Annotated in this window: 10 protein-coding genes; all 10 read right to left on the reverse strand. The window is 67.6% G+C overall.

What is annotated here, in order from left to right; translation table 11 throughout:
- Positions 1–52: 52 nt before the first annotated feature.
- The 10 genes from ARC23_RS17280 to ARC23_RS17325 all read right to left on the reverse strand — a co-directional run bounded on the left by ARC23_RS17280 (position 53) and on the right by ARC23_RS17325 (position 9,887).
- Positions 53–571, reverse strand: a complete 519-nt coding sequence (locus ARC23_RS17280; RefSeq protein WP_005408420.1) for a DUF2271 domain-containing protein — start codon at positions 569–571, stop codon at positions 53–55.
- A gap of 26 nt (positions 572–597) precedes the next feature.
- A complete protein-coding gene (locus ARC23_RS17285; protein ID WP_057498339.1) occupies positions 598–1,236 on the reverse strand; it encodes a PepSY-associated TM helix domain-containing protein in 639 nt (212 codons plus the stop codon).
- Positions 1,237–1,397: 161 nt separating this feature from the next.
- Positions 1,398–3,818, reverse strand: a complete 2,421-nt coding sequence (locus ARC23_RS17290; RefSeq protein WP_057498346.1) for a TonB-dependent receptor domain-containing protein — start codon at positions 3,816–3,818, stop codon at positions 1,398–1,400.
- 146 nt (positions 3,819–3,964) lie between these two features.
- Positions 3,965–4,366 carry a hypothetical protein gene (locus tag ARC23_RS17295; RefSeq protein ID WP_057498340.1) on the reverse strand — a complete coding sequence of 134 codons (402 nt, stop codon included), beginning with the start codon at positions 4,364–4,366 and terminating at the stop codon, positions 3,965–3,967.
- Positions 4,367–4,529: 163 nt separating this feature from the next.
- Complete coding sequence (locus ARC23_RS17300; protein WP_057498341.1) at positions 4,530–5,207, reverse strand: Fe2+-dependent dioxygenase; 678 nt, start codon at positions 5,205–5,207, stop codon at positions 4,530–4,532.
- Positions 5,208–5,217: 10 nt separating this feature from the next.
- Positions 5,218–5,937 carry a tetratricopeptide repeat protein gene (locus ARC23_RS17305; protein ID WP_057498342.1) on the reverse strand — a complete coding sequence of 240 codons (720 nt, stop codon included), beginning with the start codon at positions 5,935–5,937 and terminating at the stop codon, positions 5,218–5,220.
- A gap of 68 nt (positions 5,938–6,005) precedes the next feature.
- Positions 6,006–8,297: a TonB-dependent receptor gene (locus tag ARC23_RS17310; RefSeq protein WP_057498343.1), complete on the reverse strand. Its 2,292-nt coding sequence runs from the start codon at positions 8,295–8,297 to the stop codon at positions 6,006–6,008.
- 146 nt (positions 8,298–8,443) lie between these two features.
- On the reverse strand, positions 8,444–8,848 hold the full coding sequence (locus tag ARC23_RS17315) for a hypothetical protein (RefSeq protein ID WP_057498344.1): 405 nt from the start codon (positions 8,846–8,848) through the stop codon (positions 8,444–8,446).
- A 170-nt stretch (positions 8,849–9,018) separates the two neighbouring features.
- Positions 9,019–9,351: a non-heme iron oxygenase ferredoxin subunit gene (locus tag ARC23_RS17320; RefSeq protein ID WP_057498345.1), complete on the reverse strand. Its 333-nt coding sequence runs from the start codon at positions 9,349–9,351 to the stop codon at positions 9,019–9,021.
- The gene (locus tag ARC23_RS17325; protein ID WP_057498347.1) at positions 9,348–9,887 is read right to left on the reverse strand and encodes a GNAT family N-acetyltransferase; all 540 of its coding nucleotides are present in this window, start codon (positions 9,885–9,887) and stop codon (positions 9,348–9,350) included. The genes ARC23_RS17320 and ARC23_RS17325 overlap by 4 nt, the downstream gene beginning before the upstream one ends.
- Positions 9,888–9,915 lie beyond the last annotated feature (28 nt).

Consider the following 9,915-nt stretch of genomic DNA (forward strand, 5'->3'; position numbering starts at 1 on the left):
GACCCCGGGGTCGGATCCCTTCCGCAGGAAGGGCTCTGACCCGGATGAGCGGTCAGGGTTTGACGGCGAGGGTGACCTGGCCCAGTTCGGTGGCGCCCTGCGCCTTGCCGTTCTGCGCGGCGGTGGCCGGCCAGGTGAAGGGGATCTTCAGCAGTTCACGGCCGCCGACTTCGCGCACCGCTTCCACCACCAGGGTGTAGTTGCCCGGGGCCAGCTGCTTCAGCGCCGGCTGCCTGTCGTTGAACGACAGCGCGTGCTTGCCGGCCGGGCGGGTCGGGCCGGTCACGCCATCCACCGGCACCTGCAGGGTGCGGCCGCTCTTGCGCCACCACTGGCGCAGGTCGGGCAGCCATTTGGTGCCATGGCCCTCGCTGTTGCTGGTCTGCTGGTACCAGACCGACAGGTTGGCAGCGACTTTCTGGTCGGCACCTTCCAGCCACACCGCCACGTACGGGCGGTGGTACTCGGCCACGTTGAGCTTGGGCACTTCGACGTTGATGTCGAGGGTGGTGGCGTAGGCCGGCGAGGTGGCCAGCAGGCCGCTGAGGGCGATGGTCAGGGTGACGCGCATGGGGCGGCTCCGGGAACGAGGGAAAGTCAGTGGATCAGCAGCAGGGCGATCAGCAGCGGAATCATCAGGCCGAGGCCGACCAGCGGCCAGGTCATGCGCCGCTGCCGCGCATGCAGGTGCAGCAGGAACAGTCCGGTGATGCAGAACACCAGGCAGGCCACGGCGAACAGGTCCAGGAACCAGCCCCATGCCGGGCCCGCGTTGCGGCCCTTGTGCAGGTCGTTGAGGTAGGACACCACGCCGCGCGAGGTCGATTCGTACTCCACCGCACCGGTCGCGCGATCGATGCTCAGCCAGGCGTCGCCACCGGGGCGCGGCAGCGACAGGTAGATCTCCTCGGCCGACCACTCGGCCGGGCGTCCGCCAATGGCGATGCCCAGCTGGGCGTCCAGCCATTGCCGGGCCGGGCGCGGAATCGGCGCATTACCGTCCTCGCGCGTGCCCAGCTGGCCCAGCAGTTCGGCCGGCAGTTCCAGGTGCTGGTTCTGCACCTGCGGTTTGGCCTCGATCTTCGCCGCATGGTTGAGGGTCAGCCCGGTCACCGCGAACAGCAGCATGCCGATCAGGCACACCGCCGAGCTGATCCAGTGCCACTGGTGCAGCGTACGCAGCCAGAAGCCACGGCTCTGTTGCTGCTGCACGGTGGAAGAAGCAGGACGGCTCACGGCACGGTTCGAGGCGGACGGGGACTGCCCATTACATCATTGATGAGAATAGCTCGCAATTGCGTATCGTTCTGTATCCCGTGTGGTTGGATCCGGGTAGTGCCGGCCGCTGGCCGGCCATCCCGCAATGCCGGCCAGTGGCCGGCGCCACCAGAGCGCGGTCAGAACTTCGCGTTGAGCGAGATCCAGTAGCTGCGGCGCTGGTCCTTGGTCGCATAGTCGTCCACGCAGTTGAACTCGCTCTGGCTGACCAGCAGGCACGACTGCGCGACGAAGTCCTTGTCGAACAGGTTGTTGACCCGCGCGTTCACCGTCAGCCACGGCGTGGCCTTCCAGCTGCCTCCGAGATGGAAGATCGTGTAGTCCTCGTAATAGCGGGTCTGGCTGACGCCGTTGGCATCGAGCAGCGTGTCGCGATAGCGGTCGTAGCGGCCCTCGCCGATCAGCGACAGGCTGACCGCTTCATTGATCTGCCAGTTGAGGCTGGTGTTGGCCATGTGTTTTGCCGGCATGGTGCCGCTGATCGGCAGCCCCTTCTGTGCGCCGCTGGTCTGTTCGCTCCTGGTCCAGGTGTAGTTGCCGCGCAGCTGCAGGGTGTCGAGCAGGTCGACATGACCGGCCAGTTCTGCACCGCGGGTCTCGGCCTTGTCGATGTTCACGCTCTGGGTGAAGGTGCTGTAGCCCAGTGCGGCCCAGCCTGGGCCGATGTCCACGCAGTAGCCGCTGCCGGCGCGGGCCACTTCGCAGTTCGGGAAGGTGCCGCCGCTGGCGATCTTGTCTTCGAATTTATTGAAGAAGCCAGTCACGTTGAAGCCCCAGCGCTGGCCTTCGTAGTAGGCGGCCAGCTCGTAGTTGGTGCTGGTTTCAGGCTTCAGGTTCGGCGAACCCACCAGCGGCAGCACACCCTGGCCACCGAAGCCGGTGATGCCCGGGAACAGCTGGTCCGGACGCGGGGTCTTGTAGCCGGTGCTGACGCCACCCTTGAAGGTCCACGCGTCGCTGGCGTTCCACACCAGGTAGCCACGCGGACTGACGTGGCTGCCGAACACGTTGTGGTCGTCGTAGCGCAGGCCGAAGGTGGCGGTGAGGGTGTCGGTCAGCGCCCAGTTGTCCTCGGCGAACAGCGCCCACATGCGGTGCTTCTGCCTGGTGTTGCTGCGGTAACCGGCGCCATCCATGCCGAACACGCCGTCGATCATGTCGGTGTCGTTGTACTGGCCGCCGATGGTCAGCGTGTGTGCGCCGAAATCGAGGTCGAGCATGGTGTCGAGCACGTAGCCTTCCAGCTCCATGGTGCGCAGGGGACGCGGCAGGAACGCCTGCAGGCGCGCCATCTCGCTCGGGTTGAGCGCGGCCAGGGCATTACCACGGCCGGCCGCACAGTTGTTGGCGGCACCAGTGCGGCGGCAGACGTCATTCCACAGCGTCTGCAGGTTGGCGCGCTCGTCCAGGGTCAGCGGCAGCGAGCGGCCGAGGTTGCTGCTCTTGCTGTGGGTCAGCGAGGTCTGCCAGGTGCCGAAGCTGTAGCGGCCCTGGTGGGTCAGCGACAGCTGATCGCGCTCATAACGCTGGTAGGCGGTGTAGCCCACGCGCGGCTGCACCACGCGGCGGGTGACAGTGCCGCTGCCATTCGGGTTGGGGATGACCGCGTTGCCCACGCGCCAGAGGCTGGCCAGGCTGTCCAGGGTGCCGGTCTGGCCCTGGCTGTTGTCGTACTTCTGCCGGGACATGTCGTAGTCCAGCCACAGTTCGTGGTCATCGTTGACATGGAAGTCCAGGCGCACGCCGGTGTTCCAGTTGGTGTTGGCCACCGACTTGCCACCGCCACCGAAGCCGATGCTGCGCTCCCACAGCGTGCCGTCGGGAAGGGTCAGTGCATCCCATTCCGGGTTCGATGCCTTGGCATCGTAGTAGCTGCCACGTACCGCCAGGCTGAGGCGATCTTTCAGCAGTGGGCCGCTGAGGTAGAGGTCGGTGGTGCGTGCGTCGCCGAACTGGTCGTCCTGCTGCACGGTGAAGCCCTGGCTGACCGAGCCGTGCCAGCTTTCCTGGTTGCGGCGGGTGATGATGTTGATGACGCCGCCCATTGCGTCCGAGCCGTACAGCGTGGACATCGGGCCGCGCACCACTTCGATGCGCTCGATCGCGTCCAGCGGCGGCAGGTAGGCGAACTGGCCACCGCCGAAGTTGTTCGGGTACAGCTGGCCGACGTTGCTCTGGCGGCGGCCGTCGATCAGCACCAGGGTGTACTCGGACGGCAGGCCGCGCATCGAGATGGTGGCGCGGCCGTTCTTGTCGGTGGCCTCCAGGCCGACGTCGATGCCTTCGACGTCGCGCAGCGCGTCGACCAGGCCGGTGTACGGGCGCTTGCTGAGTTCTTCGCGGCTGACCACGCTGATGCTGGCCGGTGCATCGACCACCTTCTGCTCGAAGCCGGAGGCGGTGACCACCACCTTGTCCAGCGTCTGTGGTGCACCGGCGGCGTCACCATGGGCCAAGGCCGGGGCGGAAAGGGCCACCAGCACGGCGCTGGTGAGGACAGGGCGCGACAGGGACGAACGGACACGATGGCGCTGGGCCATGGCAGTTACCTCGAAGGATGCAGGGAGGTGCTGTGCCAGGCGCGAACGGCGCGGCATGCACGGGGAGGCCCGGTCAGGGGCGGCAGGGAGGAAGCAGGCAGCGGCGCGCGGGCACGACCGCGCAGGCGGTCAGGCGGGGCCGTGGATCAGGCGAGCGGCGGCGCCTGGCCGCGTTGCTGGCGGCGCCCGGGCGCATCGGCCCATGGCGTGTCCGGAGCGGCCAGCGGCCAGTCCGGGCGCACGCCGGGCATGGCCGGCGTGGCAGGAACGAGATCGAGTTCGGTGCGCAGCCATTGGCTGGCCAGCAGCAACGGCGGATGAGCCTTCACGGCTGATTTCACTGGAGCGGCAGCACAGCGGCGCAGCTTGGCCGGTGCCTCTTCCTGCAAGGCGCCTTCGCCACCACGCTCTTCCAGTGGCATCTGCACGGCCATTCCGGCCTGGCCGTGTGGCAGCAGCGGCAGGGTGCCCAGCAGCAAGGCCAGCATCGCCACCCAAGCCAGCAGGCTGGCCAGCGCAGGGCGCTGGCCGCGCATGGCGGTGCCCATCTTGCGATGGATGAGTGGGCGAGGGCGAAGCGGGCGCAGCAAGCAGGGGTCCCAGGGGTCTGCCGGCAGCGGCCGGCATCAACGGGGCGTGATTGTAATGAGAGCTGTTAGCCGTTGCAAATGAGAATGATTGCCAAATTGTCGCGGGCCGGCGCGACGGGGCTCAGACTTCGCTCCAGCGCCGCAGCAGGTTGTGGTACACGCCGGTCAGTTGCAGCACCGCCTCGGCGTCGCCGCCGGTCTGGCGCAGGCGCTCGATCGCGCCATCCATTTCCCACAGCAGGCGGCGCTGCACATCGTCGCGGATCATGCTCTGCACCCAGAAGAACGAGGCCACGCGCGCGCCGCGGGTGACCGGACTGACCTTGTGCAGGCTGCTGGATGGATACACGATCAGGTCGCCGGCGGGCAGCTTCACTTCGTGTTCGCCGTAGGTATCGCTGATGACCAGCTCGCCGCCGTCGTACTCCTCGGGCGCGGACAGGAACAGGGTGCAGGAAATGTCCGAGCGCAGCTGCTCGCCATGGGCCAGGTTCATTACCGCGCCATCGACGTGGAAGCCGTAGGTACCGCCGCCGCTGTAGCGGTTGAAGCGTGGCGGCAGGTACTTCAGCGGCAACGCGGCGCTGAAGAACAGCGGGTGCCGGGCCAGTGCGACGAGGATGATCTCGCCCAGCTCGCGGCGCAGCGGCGAAGCCTCGGGCAGCTGCTGGTTGTGCTTGGCCTGCGCGCCCAGATGGCCGACCGTCTCGCGGCCATCGGTCCAGTCGGCGGCATCCAGTCGGCGGCGGAAATCGGCCACCTGGTCGGCGCTGAGAATGTCGGGGATGTGCAGCAGCATGCGGGACTCCTCAGAGGGACGGCGGTGCGACCAGGGCGCGCACCTGCGGATGCGGTGAGGCGGCCAGTTCGGGCACGATGTGCGCCATGAACGCAGGGCTGCCGTGGGCCAGTGCGAGCCGCAGCCAGTGCACGGCCTGCTCGATCTGACCGGCCTGCAGCAGGATGGAGGCGTAGTTGGCCTGGCCACGGAAATCGCCGGTCTCGGCGGCGCGCCGGTACCAGCCCAGGGCGGCCTGCGGATCGCGCTCGATCTCCAGGCCGTCTTCGAGGTGGCGGGCCAGCAGGTTCATAGACTTGGCGTGGCCCAGGTGCGCGGCCCGCGTGTACAGCGCCAGCGCCTGCGCGCGGTCCTGCGCAACGCCGCGGCCGGTGGCCAGCAGGTTGGCCAGGTTGTACAGGCCCCAGTCCAGGCCGGTGTCGGCGGCGCGGCGGTACCAGACGGCCGCCAGCGCCGGGTCGGCGACAGTGCCCTGGCCCAGCTCATGGCAGCGGCCAAGCATGTTCATCGCCATCGGCGCGCCGTTGTTGGCGGCGGTTTCGTACCAGAGCAGTGCCGCCGAGGCGTCCTGTGCGGTGCCTTTGCCTTCCATGTGCATCTGCGCGAGCAGCAGTTGTGCCTCGACCTGTCCGGCCTGCGCAGCGGCGCGCACGCGCGCGAAGGCAGCCTGCGGATCGTGCTGCATCAGCTCGGCCAGAGCATCGCTGTCGATGGGGGTAAGGGTCGCCATGGAGTGAGTATCGCCGGAAACAAAAACGGCGGCAGGAGACCCTGCCGCCGTGGTGGAGCGGAGTTACATCAGAACGTCACGTTCAGTGCCAGGGTGGCCGAGCGACCCGGGGCGATGCTCGCGTAGTGCGAGGCATAGGCCTTGGTGAAGTAGGTCTTGTCGGTCAGGTTCTGCACGTTGAGCTGCAGGCTGATGTTGTCCTGGATCGCGTAGCTGGCCATCGCGTCGAAGCGGGTGTAGCTGGCAATCCACTTGGTGTTGGCCACGTCACCGTACTGCTTGTCCGAGTAGAACGCACCGGCGCCGAGGGTCAGGCCGATCGGGAAGCGGTAAGTGGTCCACAGGTTGGCGCTGTGCTTGGCGGTGTTCGGGAACACGTTGCCGTTGTACGGCGAGGGCACGTAGACGTTGGACGGGCAGGTGCGGCCCACCGGTGCGGCACAGACGAAACCGTTGTCCTTCAGTTCCGAGTCCAGGTAGGTGTAGCCGCCGTACAGGCTCCAGGCCTCGGTCAGCTGGCCGGTGAAGCCCAGCTCGAAGCCGTTGATTTCCTTCTTGCCGGCGTTCTGGCTGGTGCCGTTGTCGACGGTCACGCGTGCGTTGTTCATCACGGTGTGGAAGATCGCTGCGGTCAGGTTCAGGCGCTGGTCGAACAGGTCCCACTTGGTGCCCAGTTCGAGGTTCTTCGTATCCTGCGGCTTGAGGTCGGCCACGGCGGCGCTCAGGCTGTCCGAACCATCACCACCGTCCATGCCCGGCGGGGTCGAGGAGGTGCCCCACGACAGGTAGATGCTGCCGTTGGCGGCCGGCTTGAACACCACGCCGGCCTGGTAGTTCAGGAAGTCGTTGTCATTGCGGACGCGGGTCGGAGCCTTGCCGGCCACCGGTGTGGTCAGGGTGGTGCGGAAGTCGTCGTAGCGCAGGCCGAGGTTGACCATCCACTGCTCATTGAGCTCGATGGTGTCGAACACATAGGCCGAGGTGGTCCGGGTGCGCTGCTCGACGTCCAGTGCCTTGTCGCTGCGGTACACCGAGTGCGTCGCCGCCCACGGATCGCGCGGGTCCGGATGGGCAAAGTCGGTGCAGTTGTAGCCGGTGGCCGCGCCGGTGCTCGGGCACTTGTTGTTGCCGGTGAGCGGATTGCTGGTGCCCGGGGTCATCAGGTAGCTGCCGCGGGTCATCTTCTCGTCGCTGTACTCCACGCCGGCGCTGTAGCTGTGCTTGAGCACGCCGGTCTGGAAGGCGCCGGTCAGGCCCAGCTGGTCGGCGAAGCTCTTGACGTCGACGGCACGGCTGTTGGTACGCCGCCACAAGGTGCCGTAATTGTTCGGGTTGCCCTGGCTGTCGTCCGGCTGGGTCCACAGGTAGTCGTTGCTGGTGTTGCCCAGGCGCGCGATGTTGCGCAGCTTGTGGCCGCCGAAGTCGTAGCTGGCGTCCAGGGTGCTGATGTCGGCGCGGGTGCGCTGGAAGTCACGGTCGACCAGGCCGTAGTAGTTGCTGCGGTCGGGCACCATCGGGCGGCCGTCGACCCACTTGGAGGCCGGCGCACCGTTCGGGTTGCCGTACGGGAAGCCACCGGCGTCCGGCAGGTCGTCGCTCTGCATGTGGTAGTGGCTGGCGATGAGCTGCGCCGGGCCGTTCAGGCCGAATGCGATCGACGGCGCGATGCCCCAGCGGCTGACATTGGCGGCGTCGCGGCCAGCGATGTCCGATTCGTGCTTCATCAGGTTCAGGCGCGCGGCGATGCCATCGCCCAGCACGTAGTTGGCGTCTACGGTGCCGCGCGCGTAGCTGTCGGTACCGATACCCATGCTGGCGCTGGTCTCGTTCTTCAGCTTCGGCGTCTTGCTGACCAGGTTCAGGCTGCCACCGCCGGAATCACGGCCGCCGTAGGCCGAGCTCGGGCCCTTGACCACTTCCACCTGCTCCAGGTCGAAGATTTCGCGGGTCTGCGAGCCGACGTCGCGCAGGCCATCGACGAAGACGTTGCTCTGCGAATCGAAGCCACGGATGAAGGGGCGGTCACCGGTCGGGTTGCCGCCTTCGCCGGCACCGAAGGTGATGCCCGGCACCATGCGCAGTGCATCCTGCAGGTTGGTCGCACCGGTTTCGGCGATCAGCTTTTCCGACACGATCGACACCGACTTCGGGGTGTCCAGCAGCTCGGCGGTGAACTTCGGCGAGGACGGATTGAACCAGCTGCCGCGCACCTGCACCTTGTCCAGCTCGGTGGCATTGCGGGAGCCGGCATCGGCGTTGTCGGCAGCCTGCGCGGCCAGCGGCGCGAAGCCGGCGGCCAGGGTGGCGGTGGCGAGCAGGGAAACGCGCGGGGCGTACTTGCGGGAGGTGATGTGGGTCATGGCGATGAAGGGTGGCTTGGATCGGGGAAGGGCGAAGGCCGAAGCGCAGGCAGCGCGACGAGACGTACAGGGCTTCTTCTGTAGCCGAGCCGATGCTCGGCTGGCAGGAAACGCAATCAGGCGCACGGCAACGGCCGCAGGGCGCCTCAACTGGCGTGCGGTGCGGGCGGTGCGTGGCCGGGGTTCAAGCGCAGCGCAGGATCGTGCCGCTGCCAACGCAGGGCGTCGGAGCGCCACAGCGGAATGTGCGCGACCAGGATGGCGCGCGGGGGAGTCAGTCCGGTGCAGGGCGCGGCGCCCTCGCCATCCAGCGGCGGTTCCGGTGCTGGTGCCGCATGGTGCGGGCACTCGTCCGCCGGCGGGGCCGGCATCGGCATGACCTGCTGCAGATCTTCAGCGTGTGCCTGCCAGCCGTGGGCAGCAGGGCCGTTGCCGCGTCCTTCGTGCAGTGCCGACCAGCCCAGCAGCAGCGTCAGCAGCGCGGCCACGAGCAGCGGCCAACCCTGGCGGGCGAGCTGGCACAACGTGGCGATGGGCGCGGGCGAAGCCATGGCGCGGGGGCGAAGCCGTTACGAAGATGTTACGTAGGATAACATCAACGATAATGATTCGCATGTACGGGCATGGCGGGCCGCTGGACGGGCCCCGGAATGGCCTGGGAAGGCCCTCATGGCCTTCCGCCAGGTCCTCCCCGGGGTGGATGCTGCCGGGGTGGCGCGCCTCACTCCCGGTCGTCGCGGGTCCAGACGGCGTCGTGCTCGCGCTTGACCGGGAACTTCGGGACCGGGGTGTAGGCCGGGGCGCACAGCGCGCGGCCATCGCGCACGTCGAAGCGCGCGCCGTGCAGCACGCACTCCACGCTGCCTTCGGCGGTGTTGAATTCGCCCGAGGACAGTTCGAACTCCTCGTGCGTACACTGGTCTTCCAGTGCGTACAGCTCGCCGTCGAGGTTGAACACCACGATCGGCGTGCCGGTCACTTCGTCGAACACGCTCTTCATTTCACCGGGCAGCAGCTCGTTGCCGGCACAGACGAAGGTCCAGGTATCGCTCACGCGGCCGCTCCGGCCAGCGATTTCTCCAGGATCTCGAAACGCAGGTCGTCGCGCTTGGGGATGCCGAAGCGTTCGTCGCCATACGGGAATGGCTTCTTGATGCCGGTACGCTGGTAGCCACGACGCTCGTAGAAGGCGATCAGTTCGTCGCGTACGTCGATCACCGTCATCTGCATCACCGGCACGTTCCATTCGCGTGCGGCGTGCGCTTCGGCGGCGTCCATCAGCTGCTTGCCGACGCCGCCGCCCTGCTGGGCCGGATCAACCGAGAACATGCCGAAATAGCCCTTGCCGTCGACACCGGCGACGTGTGCGCAGGCCACCAGTTGGCCCTCGCGTTCGGCGAGCAGGATGGTGGAGCGCGGGCGGTCGAGATCGGCCTGGATGCCTTCGGCGTCGATGCGGGCGCCATCCAGCAGGTCGGCTTCGGTGGTCCAGCCGACGCGGCTGGCATCGCCGCGGTAGGCCGAGGTGACCAGGGTGATCAGGGCGGGGATGTCGGCCGGCGTGGCGGCCCGGAAGGTCAGGGTGCTCATGTGGCCCATTCTAGGTGGGGTGGGGGCG

The sequence above is a fragment of the Stenotrophomonas beteli genome (assembly GCF_001431665.1).
Classification (GTDB): Bacteria; Pseudomonadota; Gammaproteobacteria; order Xanthomonadales; family Xanthomonadaceae; genus Stenotrophomonas; species Stenotrophomonas beteli.